Below are 21010 nucleotides of genomic sequence, written 5' to 3'. Positions count from 1 at the left end.
TTTTGTAGTTAAATACGGTGACCGTTAAATACGATAACTGTTAAGTACGGTAGCCGCTTATCACGGCCGGTGCCAATATCTGCACAATCAGCACCGCTAAATAGGTTAAACCGAGTGGCGCAAACGCTGCTTTAAACAGCCCTAATGCCACGATCAGCAAAATTATCGTCATGATAACCTTTAACCCTTCGCCAATGGCAAATGACCACGCAACACGACCTGGAGCAGCTGTTTTTGCCTGATGGCGGCAAGCAAACAACATAAATATGGCACTGGGTAACCAGGCTGCCAACCCTCCCGCCAAAGCAGAAGCACTCCATTCCAGGCTTTTAAAACCAAAAACAGCACTGAGAACAACAAAAGTCATTAACTGCAACAACAGCAACTTTCGTGCAATTTTCCCACTGTAAAGGGATACAGGCATGACGTTTGTTCTCTCCGAACCACACTAAAGGTATATTGAGTGAGGTATAGAACTGCCTTTTACCCCATTGAGTCAAGCAGCAAAAAACGAGCAAATTATACGGGCGACTCAAACGAATTCAATCGATAAGTAACGAAAAGGTGAACAATTATTCAATTTTTTTACTTTCTGGCTCTTTTCAGCAGATTGCTCTCAGAATATAGGCCAAATTTAATTGTCTGACGATTCCAATTATTATCAATAAAGCGTGCAACGGATCACAAAACTTAAAACAAAACGATTTATAGCCCATTACAACCTGATTTGTCTTTAACGAAAAGAGCCATTAAAAACTTTTATAAATCATAATGTTAAATTTAAACCATTATCAAACAACTTATCTACTTAGTAAAAACTTACCGTTGACATTTCAGATAATAATCCTGCAACACTTCGGACACATAAAAAGAATGATATCTCAGATAAAATAATGACCAGGGTGACTATTTAATCATCTTCAATATGATTATGTCGTTCATTGCTGCTGATATTGTAAACAAGGCGTTAAATATAATCTTTCCGAACTATAGTCAGCGGATAAATAATCGCCAATATTAAAAGTGCTATAGCCGACAAATCACCTTGCTCACTCTAAGGATTTATTACATTTTTTTGATAAATAACAAAGTTAGTTTGACTTAAGAATAACCAAATGACGCTCACCGTCCAACTCTGGTACTTGCAAGCGAACAACCGACTCAAGAACTATCCCTTTAGGCAATGTGGCTAATTCATCATCCGGCCTTACTCCTTTAAGCGCATAAAAACGCCCTTCAGGCTTAGCTGGCAAATGATGACACCAGGACAGCATATCCTGTAAGGATGCAAATGCACGGCTTATAACACCGTCAAATGGCGGTGTTGCGGCAAAATCTTCAACACGGCTTTGTACCGGTTCGATATTGCTTAGCCCTAACTCATGCTGTACCTGCCGCAGAAAGCGAACACGTTTACCCAAGCTATCAAGCAAGACGAAGTGTGCATCGGGCCGCACGATGGCTAACGGTATTCCAGGCAGTCCAGGCCCTGTGCCAACATCAATAAAACGGCTACCTTGCAAGTGTGGATTAACAACAATGCTATCCAGAATATGCCGTACCAGCATCTGCTCTGGGTCACGCACAGAAGTCAGATTATAAGCCTTGTTCCACTTATGCAGCAGTTCCACATATCCTATTAATTGATGTTTTTGCTGATCGGGTAACGCAATACCTGCCGCATTCAGCAGGGAATCTAATTTTTTTAACACAACAGTATCCTCTGACCGAAAAAACTCTGTCAGCGTGTAATGAGCTAATATCTGAAATGATAATCTAGCTTAGCAGTGGTTTGAATAGTTTGGTTATGGCCTGAATTGCCGGGCAGCTTATTCTTGCTGCCTGGCAAATGTTTGATGGTTATGCGCTACGGCGCAACAAACCCTGTTTTTTCAGCCAAACCAACAAGATGGAAATTGCCGCAGGCGTAATCCCTGAAATACGTGAAGCCTGCCCGATTGAGTTAGGTTTATGATCATTCAATTTAGCGATAACTTCATTCGATAAACCAGACACTTGCCGATAATCGAGATCAACTGGCAATAAGGTATTCTCATTACGTAGCTGCTTTTCGATCTCTTCCTGCTGACGGGCAATATAACCTTCATATTTAACCTGAATCTCAACCTGATCTGCTGCTTGGGGATCGGTTAATGCCGGGCCAAATGAAGGCAAATTTGTTAACAAACGATAGTCAATTTCAGGACGACGCAGTAATTCTTCTCCGTTGGCTTCTTTTGATAATGGAGCTTTCAGCACCGCATTAATTTCAGCTACGTTCTCAGAATGAGGATGAACCCAGATATCACGCAGGCGCTGGCGTTCTTTTTCAATTTGCTCAATCTTCTGACTAAAGTGAGCCCAGCGCGCATCATCGACCAACCCTAATTTACGGCCCATTTCGGTCAAACGCAGATCCGCGTTGTCTTCACGCAACATCAAACGATATTCCGCTCGTGAGGTAAACATACGGTACGGCTCTTTGGTGCCGAGGGTGCTTAAATCGTCCACCAGCACGCCAAGGTAGGCTTCATCACGACGAGGTGACCACCCATCTTCATCGTTGGCAAAGCGACCCGCATTAAGGCCTGCAAGCAGCCCTTGAGCCGCAGCTTCTTCATAGCCTGTAGTACCATTGATTTGCCCGGCAAAGAACAAGCCCTGGATATATTTGCTTTCCAGCGTAGGTTTCAAATCTCGTGGATCGAAGAAATCATATTCGATGGCATAGCCAGGCCGGACGATACGTGCATTTTCAAGCCCTTTCATTGAACGAACTATCTGCATCTGTACATCGAAAGGCAAACTGGTAGAAATACCGTTTGGATAGATCTCATTGCTGGTCAGACCTTCAGGTTCAAGGAAAATCTGATGTGAATTACGATCAGCAAAGCGCATGACTTTGTCTTCGATCGATGGGCAATAACGTGGCCCGATCCCCTCAATGATCCCAGCATACATCGGACTGCGATCCAGGTTATTTCGGATCACTTCGTGGGTTTTTTCATTGGTGTAGGTGATATGACATGCCATTTGCTCTGGATGCTGGCTGGCATTTCCCAGGAATGAAAAGACCGGAATAGGTGTATCACCCAGTTGTGGGGCTAATTGGCTAAAATCAATAGTGCGTGCATCAATACGAGGCGGAGTACCGGTCTTAAGGCGATTTACGCGTAGCGGTAATTCACGCAGGCGTTGTGACAATGAGATAGATGGTGGATCACCCGCACGACCGCCGCTGTAGTTTTCAAGGCCAATATGTATTTTGCCATCCAGAAAAGTACCGACAGTTAAGACCACGGCTTTAGCGCGGAATTTTAACCCCATTTTGGTCACTGCACCGACCACACGATCGTTCTCAACAATCAGATCTTCAACAGGTTGCTGGAAAATCATCAAGTTAGGCTGGTTTTCTAATGCGGTACGTACAGCTTGCCGATACAGAACACGGTCGGCTTGAGCTCGAGTTGCTCTTACTGCTGGCCCTTTGCTGGCGTTTAGTATCCTAAACTGAATACCGGCCTGGTCAGTTGCCATTGCCATTAACCCGCCCAGAGCATCGATCTCTTTTACCAAATGCCCCTTACCGATACCGCCAATCGCTGGGTTACAAGACATTTGTCCCAGTGTGTCGATATTGTGCGTCAGCAATAAGGTCTGACGTCCCATGCGTGCCGCTGCCATTGCAGCTTCCGTGCCGGCATGGCCACCACCAATGATGATGACGTCAAATTGATCTGGATAAAACATGGTACTGCACCTCGCCGTTATGCGAATTTCTGTGTTTGCCCTGGGGTGGGGGATTCTACTCAAGTTTAGACGATCGACCAAGCAGCTTAGGATCGCTCTTAATTAAAAGAAGATCTTTTTATTTAAAGATCTCTTTATTAGATCTCTTATTAGGATCATGATCCTCTGTGGATAAGTGATTATTCACATTTGAGATCATGTAATTAAGGAGGATCGTTTGCTGTGAATGATCGGTGATCCTATTGCGTATAAGCTGGGATCTAAATGGCATGTTATACACAGGCACTTTAAGTCACTAAGGTTGTTATGTGGATATGTACTGCTTATACCCTGCTTTATAGCTTACTTATCCACATTTGATCGCTTGATCTTTAAGCGAACTAGAGCAAATTAATCCAATTTTTAACCCAAATCTCTGCTGGGTCCTCAGGAATTTCATGTTGGATGACGTCAATTTCTAAAATATCACCCACACGAATGGCTCCCTGGATGATCAGTTGCTGATCCAATTTTCTGACCGCACCACAGAAAGTGTCATATTCTGAACTGCCCAAACCAACTGCACCAAAGCGAACCTGTGAGAGATCCGGTTTCTGCTGCTCGATTTGTTCTAATAAGGGTTGAAGATTGTCTGGCAGATCACCTGCACCATGAGTGGAAGTGATAATTAGCCACATACCATCCAGGGTCAGCTCGTCTAATTCCGGACCATGCAGAGTTTCTGTCGTGAAACCCGCCTCTTCTAATTTCTCAGCTAAATGTTCAGCAACGTATTCAGCACTGCCAAGCGTACTGCCACTGATCAAGGTAATGTCAGCCATAAAGAACCCAACCGAAGTAATGAATCGGTATTGTACGCTGTGAATCAGCTGGGATCTACCTGTGGATAATGTGGGTATAGTTATTTAGTGCTCAGGGCACGATGGTACGCATGATGGGGTTTTGCAGGGAAATAAGAGTCTCAGTTGACTGGATCTCATCAATCGTTTGGATCTTGTTGATAAGTACCTGTTGCAGTGCATCTATCGATTTACACATAACCTTAATAAAGATGCTGTAATGGCCTGTGGTGTAATAGGCCTCGACAACTTCTTCTAAACTATCCAGTTTTTTTAGGGCCGAAGGGTAATCTTTGGCACTTTTCAAAATGATGCCGATGAAGCAGCACACGTCATAGCCCAGCTGTTTTGGATTAACGTGAACACAGGCTGCGGTGATAATCCCCGCCTGGCGCATTTTCTCAACTCGGACATGAATTGTTCCTGGGCTGACACCAAAATTTTTAGCTAATTCCGCATAAGGTGTACGCGCATTTTCCATTAATGCGTTCAGGATGCCACGATCGAGATTATCGATTTGATAAATTTCACTCATATTAACCCCCTTTTTTTATCGATTATCTAATTATAGATACATAAAAATGAATGATTAAAAGTGAAAAGGCAATATTGTTTGTTGGATATTGAATTTAACCCTCATTCTGTTGCTTAATCGATGACAAGCAAAACGGCACAACAGACAATTTGCATAATCGACAGCAACGAATTGAGAAAATGACAATGAAAAAGCAATTTATCCAAAAACAACAACAGATCAGTTTTGTAAAATCCTTTTTTTCCCGTCAATTAGAACAGCAATTAGGCCTGATTGAAGTACAGGCACCCATCCTGAGCCGTGTGGGTGATGGTACTCAAGATAACCTGTCTGGTTCAGAGAAAGCCGTTCAGGTAAAAGTAAAAAGCTTGCCAGGCGCAACTTTTGAAGTTGTTCATTCATTAGCTAAATGGAAGCGTAAAACCTTAGGTCGCTTTGATTTTGGTGCTGACCAAGGAATTTACACCCATATGAAAGCATTGCGTCCTGATGAAGATCGCTTGAGTGCCATTCATTCCGTGTATGTCGATCAGTGGGATTGGGAGCGCGTCATGGGTGATGGCGAGCGCAACCTGGCTTATCTGAAATCCACTGTTAACAAAATCTACGCGGCGATTAAAGAAACCGAAGCAGCGATCAGTGCAGAATTTGATATAAAACCTTTCTTGCCAGAACAGATTCATTTTATCCACAGTGAAAGCCTGCGGGCTAAATTCCCTGATCTGGATGCGAAAGGTCGCGAACGCGCCATTGCTAAAGAGCTGGGTGCTGTTTTCTTGATTGGGATTGGCGGCAAATTGGCTGACGGTAAATCTCATGATGTTCGTGCCCCGGATTATGATGACTGGACCTCTCCTAGTGCAGAAGGTTTTGCTGGGCTAAACGGTGACATTATTGTCTGGAACCCCGTGCTGGAAGATGCTTTTGAAATTTCATCCATGGGTATTCGCGTCGATGCAGAAGCACTGAAACGTCAATTAGCTCTGACATCAGATGAAGATCGTCTGAAACTGGAATGGCATCAATCGCTGCTGAAAGGTGAAATGCCGCAGACAATTGGTGGGGGTATTGGTCAGTCCCGTTTAGTGATGTTATTGCTGCAATTACAGCATATTGGTCAGGTGCAATGTGGTGTGTGGGGGGCAGAAGTCAGTGAGAAGGTAGAAGGCTTGCTGTAATTCCCAGCAGATCATCTCTGAATTATTTCAACCCGTTATGGCTTATGCAGCTATAGCGGGTTTTTAACATCATAAACATAAGCGGGTTCTTTCATCTATGCTGTAGGTGGCATAATACTGAGGTATTTCACCTATAAGGTTGTTGACGTTATGGCCCGATTTCACCCTCTTAAACATTACTCACATGCGCGTCCAAGGCTGCTATTATCTGTTGGTGCTGGAATAGTCACTTACTTCCTGTTGCCATCACATTTCACTGTATTGCTGCGCTTGATGGTGAGTTGGAATATATTTGCGTGGCTCTATTTGTTCTTTTTATGGCTGCAATTATTGCGCAATGATCCGAAAAAAATCAGATTAATAGCTCGTGTACAGGATGAAAGTGCCACCATGGTGCTGAGTATTGTCAGTATGGCGTGTCTGGCGAGTATCCTGGTTATTCTGTTTGAGTTAAGCACAGCGAATCAGTTATCGGGCTCGGCTAAAGCATTCCATTTAGTCCTCACCGGAATGACTTTATTGGTCTCGTGGTTACTATTGCCAACCGCTTTTACTATGCATTATGCCCATTTATTTTATTTATCCCGCGATGAGTCAGACGCTGTTCTCCCGTTAATTTTCCCTAAAGAGGTTACTGAGCCTTCTTATTGGGATTTTCTTTATTTTTCATTCACTATTGGTGTTGCTTCCCAAACCGCTGATGTCTCGACCGGCACGTCAGATATCCGCCGAGTGGTGCTCTTGCAGTCAGTATTATCCTTTATTTTCAATATGACGATCTTGGGATTATCAATTAACGTTGGGGCAGGGTTACTGAACTAAAATAGTTTCTTAGCGCTTCCAACGGCGTATTAAACGGCTTTTTAACCCGGTATCAAAGCGCCAGATATGATCGAAAATCCGCATGATACCGGGCTTGCCATAGGCCGACATCGCTACGGCATGGAACCGGTGTTGATGAGCTTGCTGCTGGATTTTAATTTTTCGGATCAATTCCTCGGGTAAGCGCTGAGCAATGAAATCTGAAATAATCACGGCATCGGCGTCATACCAATCTCGCTCTTCCATTTTGCTTAGAGTGCTGGCTAAGCAGGCCGCCAGATCGGTGCCGCCACGAAAATGTTGGCTGAGAAAGCGTATTGCCTGCTCAATACCACTGGCTGATGAGAGTTCGTAGTGAATAATTTCTGTCGCAAACAACATGATGTAACAGCGGCGATTATCCTCCAAAGCAATACGTAACAGTGCTAAACAAAATGCTTTGGCGCATTGTTCATTAAACCCCCCCATTGAACCCGAAGTATCAACACAGACGATAAAGGGGCCGCGCGGTTGTTCGTCATGACTTTTAAGGCTGACAGGCCGCTGCAAGGTCTTTTCTTGCCAATTATCACCTTGTAGCCGGTAGGTGAGTAAACGTCGCTCCAGTAAGCGGCGATAAAACTCAAACTCCAGCTCACTCATCCCCAACATAACTAATTCGGTCGGCAATAATCGCAAAATATCATTGCTCTGATGAATGCCACTGACCTCTTCTGGCACGGTATCAGGTTGGCGAACCATCACGGTATAAGGTTCAAAGCGGGCATCAGGGGTAGGTTGCGCTTTGGCGGATCGACTGCGCCCCAATTGCTCTGCAAGTTGCTGTAACTCCGGCTGCTGTTGCAAAAAATCGCCATATTGCAGCAATAACTGATAATCACCACGCTGCAAATGCCCCTGGCTCATATCCCAAAGCCGCCCTGCAGCCCCATCATTGGTTGCAAGAATGGGTTCCAAAGCACCACTGAGCGCAAGTCGCTGTTGCAACTCAGCTAAAAGTTGCTCTCGTTCTTGCTCAAGTAACTGATGGTGGATAGTGATGGCTTGTAAGGTCAGGCTGACACGCCAGCGCTGCAAAAAGAGAGTTTGAAAACTATCCCCTGTTTGGGGATTTCTATTTAAATCAGCGGCATGCAGCAGTGTTTTAGCTTGTGTGGCAAAAGGGGAATGCCATTGTTGCAGTTGCACTACAATCTGCGGGAGATGGGCATAAAATAGTGAGCTATCTTCCAATTGACTCTGTTGGTATAAAGCAAACTCGTTTGCCAGACCTGCGGGGACTTTTGCCTCCCGAATTCGCTGTTGTAAGTTTTGCTTCCAGCCGGGGATATCCTTCATTAATGCCCGTTTAATACGCGGAAATTTTTCAAAGAATATGGCTAACTGCGGTGAGGCCAGTAATCCCACCACCATCTCTTCGATAAGCTCACTTTCACTTATCGATAGCAGCAAATCCAGTGTAGCCAGGCTGAGCATAGATCAATGACCGCGTAGTTTTTGTTGTAGCTGTTTCACTTGCTCAGCCACATTCAATAAGCTGGCTTCTATTTTCGCCAACCAAGAGGACGGCGTAAACAAGCAAGGTTGATGTTGACTGAATAGCCGCCGTTGCTCAGCCAAACTATTTTCCAGCTCAGCTAGCTCCACCAGCAACTCGGGGGGCACACTGGTAGTGGAAGCTCCGGGTTGCGACAGTATTGATGATTGGCGGCTGACATCCAGCACCGTGATATGTAGTTGATCATCAACTTCAGCGTCAATAGATTGGGCATAACCGACACCATTTAATTTGGCGCGTAAGACCCCACCTTTATTTAACCATTGAGCCAGCGCCTCTTTCTCTATTTGCAGATGATTGACCTGAATGTCATGCAAGCTAAGTGGTTTTTGCAAGAACAGTGTCAGGGTGCTATCAGTAAGATGGTCTGGCAGGGAATATTGCGGTTTACGGCTGAACATACCGCTTTGTTTGGTCACTGTCAGTGCTTGATGGTCACTTTGCTGCTGTTGGTGTTTCAACCATTGAGCATGTATATGCTGGAGCTTCATTAATAGGCTTTGTTGCTGATACCCCTGTTCTGTTAGCAACTGTTCAAGCTGTTGCTGTAGCAATTTAAGCGAACTTAAATCATGCCATAAGCAATCTTTCAGCAAAATTAAGTCTATTGGCGTTATTTCATCTCGCCCGCTGAAGAAGGCGCTAGCTTGCAGCAAACGCAGAGCCTTTTTCCACCGCCGGTCAGAGACATACGGCGCTTGCTCTTGTGCGCTGAGCTGCTGACGTAGCTGAAAAATAAGCTCAAAACAGTTATCCGGTAGGGCTATTTTGTCTATTAAGGGTTGCCACTGATAAAATTCTTCATCGCTGATACTGAGATTTTCAGCTACCGGATTATGATTTTCATTTTGTCGGCTGAGCAGCAATGAGCGGAAGTTCTGCTTTTCTTGCACGCGATCCAGCCATAGGCGGATAAGCATTCGGTCATAAAGCGCTTCCAGGCTGCTGTCTGCATCGGGTAATTCGTTAGAGGCGGTTACCAACAAACGCATCGGGATACTGTCTTCCCGATCACCATTACGAAAGCGTCGTTCATTAATAGCAGTCAGCAAAGTATTTAGAATGGCAGGGCCCGCTTTCCAAATTTCATCCAGAAAAACGATTTCAGCTTCAGGTAGATAACCGCCAGTCATGCGCTGATAGCGCCCCTCTTCTTTCAGAGCTTGAATAGAGAGTGGGCCAAATACTTCTTCCGGCGTAGAAAAACGGGTCATCAGATATTCAAATGCCCGGGCATTTCGGAAAGCAAATTTTAGGCGTCGAGCAATCAGACTTTTAGCAATCCCCGGCGGGCCGAGCAGGAATACGCTTTCGCCACTCAGTGCGGCCAGCAAACACAAGCGGATAGCTTCCTGTCTTTCATACAGACCACTTTCAAGGGCACTGCTCAAGCGGGAGATTCTTTCTGCTAATTGTGATGATTGCGCCATAATTGCTCTATATGTTCCGTTAGTTGATTGATTTTTACCTGATCAGGGGGAATAGATCCTCTTTTTCTTAGTGGTATAGCATTTTTTTCTTAATAGGATAGCCCATTGATTAGTAATATTTTTATATCACCAGCTATTTGTAGTCGATCTATTTTCGTACTTTTTGTTGTTTGATTTAAGAGTAGGCAATCTATTGAAATGGTGCATACTGTGCGCCTTTTGGCAGGTGTATAAGAATATATAACAGGCGGTTGCGGTGACTAAATGCACTCATCGGCTTATGGATGTTCTAGCAAAAAGAAATCAAATATGAGCACAGAACATAAAAAACAATCTTTATCGGCGGTAACCCTGGCTGCAATAGGGGTCGTTTATGGTGATATTGGTACCAGCCCACTCTATACCCTGAGAGAGTGCTTTTCTGGTCATTATGGTTTTGATGTCCGTCCTGATGTGGTATTTGGTTTTTTATCACTGATCTTCTGGATGTTAATTCTGATTGTCTCGGTTAAATATCTGACCTATGTCATGCGCGCGGATAACGCCGGTGAAGGGGGGATTTTAACGTTAATGTCTTTGGCTGGGCGTAATACCTCTTCCAGAGCCACTTCAATTTTGGTTATTCTCGGCTTAATTGGCGGTAGTTTCTTTTATGGCGAGGTGGTTATCACGCCAGCCATATCCGTTATGTCGGCCATCGAAGGGCTGGAAATTGCCGCACCTGCACTTGATCCTTATATTGTCCCCTGCTCGATTGCTGTTTTAACCCTGCTGTTTGTTATTCAAAAACACGGTACAGGTAGCGTGGGTAAATTGTTTGCCCCAGTGATGCTGGTTTGGTTCCTGACGCTGGCGCTGCTGGGTTTGCGCAGCATTATTGCTAATCCAGAAGTATTGGCTGCACTGAATCCTAAATGGGCAATCAGCTTCTTTACTGAATATAAGTCTGTTTCTTTCTTTGCCCTTGGTGCGGTGGTGTTGGCTATTACCGGGGTGGAGGCTTTATATGCAGATATGGGGCACTTTGGTAAATTTCCTATTCGATTGGCGTGGTTTACTGTGGTTTTACCGTCATTGGTGCTGAATTATTTTGGCCAGGGCGCGTTATTATTGAAAAACCCGGAAGCTATCAAAAACCCCTTCTTCCTACTCGCCCCTGACTGGGCATTGATTCCACTGTTAATACTGGCAACGTTGGCAACGGTAATTGCCTCACAGGCTGTTATCTCCGGTGTCTTCTCCCTGACCCGGCAAGCCGTCCGTTTAGGCTATTTGCCACCGATGCGTATTATTCATACCTCGGAAATGGAGTCTGGCCAGATATATATCCCGGTGATTAACTGGACACTGTATCTGGCGGTGGTATTGGTGATTGTCGGCTTCGAACGTTCCAGTAATCTGGCAGCGGCTTACGGTATTGCGGTAACGGGCACGATGGTTATTACCAGTGTTCTCTTCTGCACCGTAGCACTGAAAAACTGGCACTGGAATCGCTTCTTTGTCTACTTCTTGCTGGTGGCGTTATTGGTTATTGATGTGCCGATGTTCTCTGCCAACGCATTGAAATTGTTCTCCGGCGGTTGGTTACCACTGTCACTGGGCTTGGTGATGTTTATTATCATGACCACTTGGAAGAGTGAGCGTTTCAGCTTGCTGCGCCGTATGCATGAACACGGTAACTCCCTGGAAGCGATGATTGCCTCATTGGAAAAATCGCCTCCGGTACGCGTTCCGGGCACGGCGGTGTATATGTCTCGGGCGATGAATGTTATTCCGTTTGCATTACTGCATAACCTGAAACATAACAAAGTGTTACATGAGCGGGTTGTTCTACTGACACTGAGAACTGAAGATGCACCTTATGTCCATAACGTTAATCGAGTAACTATCGAGCAGCTCTCACCGACATTCTGGCGGGTAGTGGCGAGTTACGGTTGGCGCGAAACCCCTAATGTGGAAGAGATTTTCCATCGCTGCGGTTTGGAGGGGTTACCTTGCCAGATGATGGAAACTTCATTCTTTATGTCCCACGAGTCACTTATCCTGACCAAGCGGCCGTGGTATTTGTTCTTGCGCGGCAAGTTGTTTGTGGCCCTTAGTCGTAATGCGCTGCGCGCAGCTGATCAGTTTGAAATCCCACCGAATAGGGTCATTGAGCTAGGGACGCAGGTAGAGATTTAACTTAGAAGGCCGTTAAACATAACGGCCTTTTTCACATTCATCCTCCCGCTTTTCATTTGTTCAGCGAAACGTTTCGATGGCGATCACAATTTCATCAAATTGGGTTTGCCTTCTGCTGCCATTTTTCTAAACTCAGTATCAGCGAAACGTTTCGCTGTTGGAGTAGAAAATGAAAAAAGGTGCATTACTAAATTCTGATATTTCCGCCGTTATCTCTCGCCTGGGCCATACCGATCAGATTGTGATAGGTGATGCGGGGCTGCCAATACCGGCAACCGCCACGCGTATCGATTTGGCACTGACTCAAGGCGTCCCTGGATTCCTCCAGGTTTTTGAGGTGGTAACGCAAGAAATGCAGGTTGAAAGTGCTTACCTGGCGCAGGAGATTGTTAAAAATAACCCGCAACTCCATGAAACGTTACTCGCACAACTATCACAACTTGAGCAACACCAGGGAAACCAAATTGCTTTGCACTATATCAGCCATGAGGCTTTTAAAGAGCAGACCAAACAAAGCCGGGCAGTGATTCGTAGCGGGGAATGTTCCCCCTTTGCTAACATTATTCTCTGCTCCGGCGTAACTTTCTGAGGCGTTTATGCAACCTTTGCTGCAACTGAAAGGGATTGATAAAGCCTTTCCCGGCGTCAAAGCACTCTCAGGTGCTGCGCTAAGTGTCTATCCTGGTAGGGTGATGGCACTGGTAGGCGAAAATGGGGCCGGAAAATCGACCATGATGAAAGTGCTGACCGGCATCTACAATAAGGATGCCGGCAGCCAGCATTTCTTGGGTAAAGAAGTGGTGTTTAATGGCCCGAAAGAGTCGCAGGAAGCGGGTATCGGCATTATTCATCAGGAACTTAACCTGATTCCACAGTTAACTATCGCAGAAAATATCTTTTTAGGGCGCGAGTTTGTTAATCGCTTTGGCGGCATTGATTGGAAAAAAATGTATGCCGAAGCTGATTTACTGTTGGCGCGCCTTAATATCAGCTACAGCAGCCATCGGCTGGTGGGCGAACTTTCGATTGGTGATCAGCAAATGGTGGAAATCGCCAAAGTGCTGAGCTTTGAATCCAAAGTCATCATTATGGATGAGCCTACCGATGCGCTGACTGACACCGAAACAGCCTCTTTATTTAATGTCATTAAAGAGCTGAAAGCGGAAGGTCGCGGCATTGTTTATATTTCCCATCGTCTAAAAGAAATCTTTGAGATTTGCGATGACGTCACGGTATTCCGTGATGGGCAGTTTATCGCCGAAAAACCGGTTAATACATTAACTGAAAACTCTCTGATTGAGATGATGGTTGGCCGTAAATTGGAAGAGCAATACCCACGTCTGAATTTACCGCGCGGCGAAAAACGTTTACAGGTCAAACAGCTATGCGGCCCTGGGGTCGAGAATGTCAATTTCACTCTCTACAGTGGCGAGATCTTGGGGGTGGCGGGTTTGATGGGAGCTGGCCGCACTGAGCTGATGAAAATCATCTATGGTGCGCTGCCGCGTAAATCGGGTTTTGTGATGTTGGATGGCCGTGAAGTCGTGACTCATTCACCGCAGGACGGTTTAGCCAATGGCATTGTTTATATTTCTGAAGACCGTAAACGGGATGGTTTAGTACTCGGAATGTCAGTTAAAGAGAATATGTCTTTGACTGCATTACGTTATTTCAGCCGTTCAGGCGGTTCGCTCAAACATGCTGATGAACAGCAGGCGGTGGCGGATTTCATTCGTTTATTTAATATCAAAACGCCTTCCATGGAACAACCGATTGGTCTGTTATCGGGTGGTAATCAGCAAAAAGTGGCTATCGCTCGCGGTTTGATGACCCGACCAAAAGTGTTGATCCTTGATGAACCGACTCGTGGTGTGGACGTCGGGGCCAAAAAAGAGATCTACCAGTTAATCAATCAATTCAAACAAGAAGGGCTGAGCATCATATTGGTCTCCTCGGAAATGCCGGAAGTGTTGGGCATGAGTGACCGCATCATTGTGATGCATGAAGGCCAGCTAAGCGGCGAGTTCTCTATTGAACAGGCTACCCAGGAAGTGTTGATGGCAGCTGCCGTCGGCAAGCGCGATTTATTGGTAAGTGAAAGTGTGCAGAGCAGGAGTAATCAGATATGAGTTCCCAAACGATTAATACCAAGCGCTGGTTCAGTAAAGAATGGTTATTAGAACAAAAATCACTGATTGCGCTGCTGGTGCTGATTGCTGTGGTTTCGTCACTAAGCCCGAACTTCTTTACCCTGAATAACATGTTTAACATTCTCCAGCAGACTTCCGTCAACGCCATTATGGCCGTCGGGATGACACTGGTTATCCTGACCTCAGGGATTGACCTGTCAGTGGGGTCATTATTGGCGCTGACCGGTGCGGTTGCGGCCTCCATTGTCGGGTTGGAAGTTAATGCGCTGGTTGCCGTGGGTGCCGCGCTGGCATTGGGGGCGTTTGTCGGCGGCATCACTGGGGTGATTGTGGCTAAAGGTAAAGTGCAGGCCTTTATTGCTACCCTGGTTATGATGTTGTTACTGCGTGGTGTCACCATGGTTTACACCAATGGTAGTCCGATAAACACCGGTTTTACTGATGTGGCAGATACTTTTGGCTGGTTCGGTATTGGCCGCCCATTGGGTATCCCTACGCCTATCTGGTTGATGGCGATTGTCTTTATTGCGGCATGGTACATGCTGCATCACACACGTCTGGGTCGTTATATTTATGCGCTGGGGGGCAATGAGTCCGCAACACGCCTCTCTGGTATCAGCGTTGATAAAGTTAAAATTATTGTTTATTCACTCTGTGGGTTGTTAGCGGCATTGGCAGGGATTATCGAAGTTGCCCGCTTATCATCAGCACAACCTACAGCCGGTACCGGTTATGAACTGGATGCGATAGCAGCCGTGGTTCTGGGGGGTACCAGTCTTGCTGGGGGTAAAGGGCGGATTGTTGGCACCCTGATCGGCGCATTAATCCTCGGATTTTTAAATAACGGTTTGAATTTATTGGGTGTCTCCTCTTACTACCAAATGATCGTCAAAGCAGTAGTTATCCTGCTTGCGGTGTTGGTAGACAATAAAAGCAGCAAATAACCTCTCTCCCTACAGGAATTGCGACCATGAAAATGAAGAAACTGGCTACTTTGATCTCTGTTGTTGCATTGAGCGCTACCGTCAGTGCTAACGCGTTGGCAAAAGACACGATTGCATTGGTTGTTTCCACGCTGAATAACCCGTTCTTTGTTTCAATGAAAGACGGCGCACAAAAAGAAGCGGATAAACTGGGCTACAACCTGGTGATTTTGGATTCCCAAAACAACCCAGCTAAAGAATTAGCCAACGTGCAGGATTTAACTGTGCGTGGCACCAAATTGCTATTGATCAACCCAACTGATTCCGATGCCGTGGGCAACGCGGTTAAAATGGCCAATCAGGCAAACATTCCCGTCATTACTCTCGACCGTCTGGCTAATGCAGGCACGGTGGTGAGCCACGTAGCCTCTGACAACCGTTTCGGTGGCAAAATGGCTGGTGACTACATTGCTAAGAAAGTCGGTAGTGATGCCAAAGTCATTCAGTTGGAAGGGATTGCTGGTGCATCTGCTGCTCGTGAGCGCGGCGAAGGTTTCAAGCAATCAATGGAAAAAAACAAATTCCAGTTATTGGCTAGTCAGCCGGCAGATTTTGATCGGACTAAAGGTTTGAACGTTATGCAGAACTTGCTGACGGCTCATCCAGATGTTCAGGCTGTGTTTGCTCAGAATGACGAAATGGCGCTGGGTGCTTTACGCGCCTTGCAGACTGCGGGCAAAACTGATGTGTTAGTGGTTGGTTTTGATGGCACTGACGATGGTATTAAAGCTGTCGAAAGTGGCAAAATGGGCGCAACTATTGCTCAACGCCCAGACCAGATTGGTGTCATTGGTGTACAAACTGCGGATAAAGTATTGAAAGGCGAGAAAGTCCAGGCCGTTATCCCAGTAGATCTGAAGTTAGTGACTAAATAATATCGTCATTCAATCAGTAGTTGTCATTCAATAAACCCAAGGTAATTGGAGTTGCAGGTAGGCGGCAAGTGAATGAATCCCGATGAGCTGATTCAAATCAGTGATTCGGGTGAGTGAACGTAGCTAACACCCCTGCAACTTCAATGACAAAGGAATAAATACGATGGAAACAGGTAAACTGGTGGTCTTGGGCAGCATCAATGCCGACCATATTCTGAATATTGAGCAGTTTCCGCGTCCAGGTGAAACGGTGATCGGGAAGCAGTATAAAGTTGCTTTCGGTGGCAAGGGTGCTAATCAGGCCGTTGCTGCTGGCCGTAGTGAGGCGAATATCGCGTTTATTGCCTGTGTGGGTGAAGATGATATTGGTGACCGGGTACGTCTGCAATTAGCCAGTGATAATATTGATACCGCACCTATTGAAGCGGTAGCAGGCACTACGACGGGGGTAGCGCTGATTTTTGTTAATGGTGAAGGCGAGAACGTCATTGGTATTCATGCTGGGGCAAACTCGGCAGTAACACCGGAGTATCTTGGCCGTTATCAACAGCAAGTTATTGATGCCGATGCATTATTGATGCAACTGGAATCTCCACTTGAGACGGTTATCGCCGCTGCTAAATTGGCAAAACAGCATCAAACTCAGGTTATCCTGAATCCGGCTCCTGCCCGCGAACTACCAGATGAGCTGTTATCGCTGGTGGATATGATTACTCCAAATGAAACAGAAGCTGAGCGCTTAACGGGCATTCATATTGAGCAGGATGATGACGCAGCGAAAGCCGCGCAAATTTTGCATGATAAAGGTATCGCCACTGTGATTATTACTTTGGGTAGCCGCGGTGTGTGGCTTAGCGAGCAAGGTCAGGGCAAATTAGTCGCTGGCTTTAAAGTTAATGCAGTAGATACCATTGCTGCCGGTGATACATTCAATGGCGCATTATTGACTGCTTTACTGGAAGGCCAGGCAATGGATTCAGCCGTCCGTTTTGCTCATGCTGCGGCTGCGATTGCAGTGACTCGCCCTGGCGCACAACCTTCCATTCCTTGGCGGGCCGAGATCGATAGTTTCTTACAAGATCGGGTATAACTTTGGCCACCATGAAAGATGTCGCCCGTTTAGCGGGCGTTTCAACCTCTACTGTCTCGCATGTTATTAATAAAAATCGTTTTGTTAGCGATCCTATCCGTGACAAAGTGCTGGCTGCCATCAAGCAACTTAACTATGCCCCATCTGCGTTAGCGCGTAGTTTAAAACTCAATGAAACCCGGACTATCGGCATGTTAGTCACTGCCAGTAGCAACCCGTTTTACGCTGAAGTGGTTCGTGGTGTGGAGCGCAGTTGCTATGAGCGCGGCTACAGTTTGATTTTGTGTAATACCGAGGGTGACATCGATCGCATGAGTCGTAGTATTGAAACTCTAATGCAAAAACGTGTCGATGGTTTGTTGCTGATGTGTACCGAAAGTCATCGCCCGTCGCAGGATATTCTGCGCTGCTACCCTTCTCTACCGATTATTATGATGGACTGGGCCCCTTTTGAAGGGGTGAATGATGTCATTCAGGATAACTCTTTATTAGGCGGGGAAATGGCAACCTCGTACCTGATTGCCAGAGGATATACTCGTATCGCCTGTATTGCTGGCCCACAAGATAAAACACCGGCTAAAGAACGTTTGCAAGGATTCCGCCAGGCAATGGATCGCGCAGGTTTACCGGTGCTCCCTGATTATGAAGTGGCCAGTGATTTTGAATTTGGTGGCGGCTTGGTTGCTATGAAGCAGCTACTGGCATTGCCGCAGCCCCCTGAAGCGGTCTTTACCAGTAATGATGCGATGGCGGTTGGGGTTTATCAGGCCTTACATCAGGCTGGGTTATCGATTCCGCAGGACATGGCGGTCATTGGTTATGATGATATCGAAATTGCACAATATATGACGCCACCGTTGACGACCATTCATCAGCCCAAAGATGATCTCGGTGAGTTGGCTATTGATACTCTTATTCATCGGCTAAATAACCCGGAAGCGGAACCACAGGTTCTGATTCTCACTCCCGAGCTAATCGAGCGCGGCTCGGTCGCTACTCGTTAAACTTCACTCTCTGCGGGCTGCGTAACTTTTTTCACATTACGGCCCTGAATCAAGTTATCGCCATCTTTAGGTTTGAGTAATAAGAACACCACGGATGACAGCAATGTCACGGCACCCATCGTAATAAAGGTGTAGTGGAAGTGGTCAATATTATTCCCAAACGACAACCCATCATAAAACCGCAAAACCACGGCACTGATGGCAACGCCAAAGCTAATCGCCAGTTGCTGGGTTACTGCTAAAACACTGTTACCTGAGCTGGCATTGTTATCGGTTAAATCAGCCAGAGTAATGGTGTTCATTGCCGTAAATTGTGTCGACATCGCCATACCCAATATAAACAGTGGCAATATCATCATCCAGGGTGACATGCCCGGCGATTGAAAAGCAAACAAGGCAATCAGTACCCCGATAATAGCCGTAATACCCACCAACACGGTGCGATAGCCCAGTGAGCGCAAAACTTGAGTTACCGCTGATTTTGCCATCATCGAACCAATGGCGGTGGGGGCCATCATGCAACCGGCAATAATAGCGGAATAACCAAACCCGACTTGCAACATGAGTGGCATCAGAAAAGGAACACAGCCAGTGCCTAAACGTGAAGCTACGTTACCCGCAATACCGACGGAAAAGGTTCGGGTTTTAAACAGCGGCAAACCAATTAGCGGATTAGGATGGCCTTTGGCGTGGAATATATAGAAGAGCAGCATTAATAAACCGCCCAATAGCACAGCGGCTGGCAGATAGCTGGCAATATCTGGGCGCCCCATTATTTCCAGGCTCACGGATATCATAACTAAACTGCTACCGAACAGCAGGAAACCGATAATATCAAAGGCGCGTTTCGGCATGGTGAAGTCGGGCATATATTTACGGGCATAAAAGATACCCAGTAATCCGATGGGAATATTAAGGATAAAAATCCAGTGCCATGTGGCGTAGGTGACCAATAATCCCCCTAATAATGGTCCCATGACAGGGCCGATTAATCCGGGGATGGTGACGAAGTTTAATACTGGCAATAACTCACTGCGCGGATAAGCCCGGATAAGTGCTAGCCTGGCGACGGGCATCATCATGGCACCACCCACCCCTTGAATAACTCGGGATGCTACCAAAAATGGTAGAGAACCAGAAAGCGCACATAGTAATGACCCTAGCGTAAATAATGAAACGGCCAAAATGAAAATGCGTCGAGTTCCGAAACGATCGGCCAACCAACCACTCACCGGAATCAACATCGCCACCGTGAGGGTATAGCTGATAATAGCTGACTGCATAGTTAGAGGTGAGCGATTAAGGCTTTCAGCGATTGAAGGGAGTGCCGTATTCAGTATGGTGGCATCCAAAGCCTGCATAAAGAAAGCCATGGCGGCTATCCAAGGGAGACCCGCCATGCTGCGCGCAGATTTTATCATTGTCCGTCCTGATTATATTGGGTGGGTGTGAGTACCCTCTCTATCTATATATAGATATAAAGAACATCTGACTGTTAGTCTTTCTCTTTTAATAACACCTGACAAGCTACCAACGCACCTTGGCTATCGCCAGCCAGAATGGTATCGACAATATCTTGATGGTGTTGCAGCTTAATCACCTCATCGCCGGTAATAGAACGAAAGTAACTGTGATAAACCGAACTGAACAAATTAGCGAAAGACGTTAAAAATGGATTACCACTGGCTTCATAGATCAATTGATGAAATTGAGCATCTACTTGAATCCATCGTTCGCGATTAAAATGGGTATGCAGCTCGTACATTTCTGTCATTAATAATGCTAACAGGGCTTTTTGTTTTTCACTGGCATTGATAGCTGCCAGTGAACAGGCTTGAGGTTCGAGTGACCTCCTTAATATAAGGAAGTGTTGCATCACTTGATCGAAATTCTCTCGGGTCATCCACCAGGTCAGTAATTCCTGGTCAAGGAAGTTCCAATTGGTTTGCGGCATCACTCGGGTGCCGATACGCGGACGCGGTAATAACATCCCTTTTGCGGCGAGCATTTTTACCGCTTCACGTACAGCGGTACGGCTGACACCAAATTGTTCCCCCAACTCTATCTCTCCAGGCAATATACTGCCGGCTTCATATTCCCCTGCGAGAATGCGCTGGCCAATTTTTTCGGCCAGCAGATACGAAAGATTGCGCTGGGCGGCCTGCTGTTGGGTATTTAGTTGCATGGTGTTTTGTCCTATCTATCTTCTTATACTTCTATTTTACTCTACTGTTTAACTTGGGTAGTTAATGTTTAGCTTAATAATTGTTTAAATTCTGGCCTTTTACCCCATTTTTGCTGAAAAAAAACACGGTTGAAAAGTTTTTTGAAATTAGGGGTTGCAGGCTGTCAGGAACTCCCTATAATGCGCCTCCACTGACCGGGAACAACGAAACACACTTCGCCGGGTCAGGAAGAGAAATGATTGAGTTTGACTTCGAAAGAAACCAAATAAACTCTTGACTCTTCAGCGGGAAAGCGTATTATCTGCCTCCCGCGTTACCGTAAGATTCGCCGCAAGGCAAACGGGTAACGAACGCTCTTTAACAATTTATCAGACAATCTGTGTGGGCACTCGCAAGACGATATCGAAGCCTGTTTCGACAGGCAGAAGA

18 protein-coding genes are annotated in these 21010 nt (G+C 46.0%); 9 read left to right on the top strand and 9 right to left on the bottom strand.

Annotated elements, in window-relative coordinates; genetic code table 11:
* Nucleotides 1-40: 40 nt before the first annotated feature.
* The 5 genes from atpI to asnC all read right to left on the bottom strand — a co-directional run bounded on the left by atpI (nucleotide 41) and on the right by asnC (nucleotide 5124).
* A complete protein-coding gene (gene atpI, locus FTB31_RS11860; RefSeq protein ID WP_050078719.1) occupies nucleotides 41-424 on the bottom strand; it encodes a F0F1 ATP synthase subunit I in 384 nt (127 codons plus the stop codon).
* 667 nt (nucleotides 425-1091) lie between these two features.
* Complete coding sequence (rsmG, locus tag FTB31_RS11855; protein WP_050078717.1) at nucleotides 1092-1712, bottom strand: 16S rRNA (guanine(527)-N(7))-methyltransferase RsmG; 621 nt, start codon at nucleotides 1710-1712, stop codon at nucleotides 1092-1094.
* A gap of 148 nt (nucleotides 1713-1860) precedes the next feature.
* Complete coding sequence (mnmG, locus tag FTB31_RS11850; protein WP_227720101.1) at nucleotides 1861-3750, bottom strand: tRNA uridine-5-carboxymethylaminomethyl(34) synthesis enzyme MnmG; 1890 nt, start codon at nucleotides 3748-3750, stop codon at nucleotides 1861-1863.
* Nucleotides 3751-4130: 380 nt separating this feature from the next.
* Nucleotides 4131-4571 (bottom strand): FMN-binding protein MioC, encoded by a 441-nt coding sequence (gene mioC / locus FTB31_RS11845; RefSeq protein ID WP_077175075.1) that lies wholly within the window; start codon nucleotides 4569-4571, stop codon nucleotides 4131-4133.
* Between the two features lie 91 nt (nucleotides 4572-4662).
* A complete protein-coding gene (gene asnC / locus FTB31_RS11840; protein ID WP_050078711.1) occupies nucleotides 4663-5124 on the bottom strand; it encodes a transcriptional regulator AsnC in 462 nt (153 codons plus the stop codon).
* 185 nt (nucleotides 5125-5309) lie between these two features.
* Between asnC and asnA the strand changes: the two genes are divergently transcribed.
* Nucleotides 5310-6302, top strand: a complete 993-nt coding sequence (gene asnA / locus FTB31_RS11835) for an aspartate--ammonia ligase (RefSeq protein WP_227731404.1) — start codon at nucleotides 5310-5312, stop codon at nucleotides 6300-6302.
* A 150-nt stretch (nucleotides 6303-6452) separates the two neighbouring features.
* Complete coding sequence (locus FTB31_RS11830; RefSeq protein ID WP_050078709.1) at nucleotides 6453-7124, top strand: DUF1345 domain-containing protein; 672 nt, start codon at nucleotides 6453-6455, stop codon at nucleotides 7122-7124.
* Between the two features lie 9 nt (nucleotides 7125-7133).
* Here FTB31_RS11830 and viaA read toward each other — a convergent pair whose 3' ends face one another.
* Complete coding sequence (viaA, locus tag FTB31_RS11825) at nucleotides 7134-8600, bottom strand: ATPase RavA stimulator ViaA (protein ID WP_227721632.1); 1467 nt, start codon at nucleotides 8598-8600, stop codon at nucleotides 7134-7136.
* 3 nt (nucleotides 8601-8603) lie between these two features.
* On the bottom strand, nucleotides 8604-10112 hold the full coding sequence (ravA, locus tag FTB31_RS11820; protein WP_077295025.1) for an ATPase RavA: 1509 nt from the start codon (nucleotides 10110-10112) through the stop codon (nucleotides 8604-8606).
* A 309-nt stretch (nucleotides 10113-10421) separates the two neighbouring features.
* On the opposite strand from ravA, the gene kup reads away from it, so the two are divergent.
* The 7 genes from kup to rbsR all read left to right on the top strand — a co-directional run bounded on the left by kup (nucleotide 10422) and on the right by rbsR (nucleotide 18395).
* The gene (kup, locus tag FTB31_RS11815) at nucleotides 10422-12293 is read left to right on the top strand and encodes a low affinity potassium transporter Kup (protein WP_050078704.1); all 1872 of its coding nucleotides are present in this window, start codon (nucleotides 10422-10424) and stop codon (nucleotides 12291-12293) included.
* A 169-nt stretch (nucleotides 12294-12462) separates the two neighbouring features.
* A complete protein-coding gene (rbsD, locus tag FTB31_RS11810; RefSeq protein WP_227731403.1) occupies nucleotides 12463-12882 on the top strand; it encodes a D-ribose pyranase in 420 nt (139 codons plus the stop codon).
* A 7-nt stretch (nucleotides 12883-12889) separates the two neighbouring features.
* Nucleotides 12890-14422 (top strand): ribose ABC transporter ATP-binding protein RbsA, encoded by a 1533-nt coding sequence (gene rbsA, locus FTB31_RS11805; protein ID WP_019081486.1) that lies wholly within the window; start codon nucleotides 12890-12892, stop codon nucleotides 14420-14422.
* On the top strand, nucleotides 14419-15387 hold the full coding sequence (gene rbsC, locus FTB31_RS11800; protein WP_005175184.1) for a ribose ABC transporter permease: 969 nt from the start codon (nucleotides 14419-14421) through the stop codon (nucleotides 15385-15387). The genes rbsA and rbsC overlap by 4 nt, the downstream gene beginning before the upstream one ends.
* A gap of 26 nt (nucleotides 15388-15413) precedes the next feature.
* Nucleotides 15414-16301, top strand: a complete 888-nt coding sequence (rbsB, locus tag FTB31_RS11795; protein ID WP_005175185.1) for a ribose ABC transporter substrate-binding protein RbsB — start codon at nucleotides 15414-15416, stop codon at nucleotides 16299-16301.
* Between the two features lie 163 nt (nucleotides 16302-16464).
* Nucleotides 16465-17391: a ribokinase gene (gene rbsK / locus FTB31_RS11790; RefSeq protein WP_227731402.1), complete on the top strand. Its 927-nt coding sequence runs from the start codon at nucleotides 16465-16467 to the stop codon at nucleotides 17389-17391.
* 2 nt (nucleotides 17392-17393) lie between these two features.
* On the top strand, nucleotides 17394-18395 hold the full coding sequence (gene rbsR, locus FTB31_RS11785) for a ribose operon transcriptional repressor RbsR (protein WP_019081488.1): 1002 nt from the start codon (nucleotides 17394-17396) through the stop codon (nucleotides 18393-18395).
* On the opposite strand, the gene mdtD is transcribed toward rbsR, so the two are convergent.
* Both mdtD and FTB31_RS11775 read right to left on the bottom strand, forming a co-directional pair.
* Nucleotides 18392-19816 (bottom strand): multidrug transporter subunit MdtD, encoded by a 1425-nt coding sequence (gene mdtD, locus FTB31_RS11780; RefSeq protein WP_050078701.1) that lies wholly within the window; start codon nucleotides 19814-19816, stop codon nucleotides 18392-18394. The genes rbsR and mdtD overlap by 4 nt on opposite strands.
* A gap of 74 nt (nucleotides 19817-19890) precedes the next feature.
* Complete coding sequence (locus FTB31_RS11775) at nucleotides 19891-20580, bottom strand: FadR/GntR family transcriptional regulator (RefSeq protein ID WP_050078699.1); 690 nt, start codon at nucleotides 20578-20580, stop codon at nucleotides 19891-19893.
* Nucleotides 20581-21010: the final 430 nt, after the last annotated feature.

The organism is Yersinia proxima, from assembly GCF_902170785.1.
In the GTDB taxonomy this organism is placed as follows: Bacteria; Pseudomonadota; Gammaproteobacteria; order Enterobacterales; family Enterobacteriaceae; genus Yersinia; species Yersinia proxima.
This window is presented reverse-complemented; position numbering and strand designations above follow the sequence as displayed.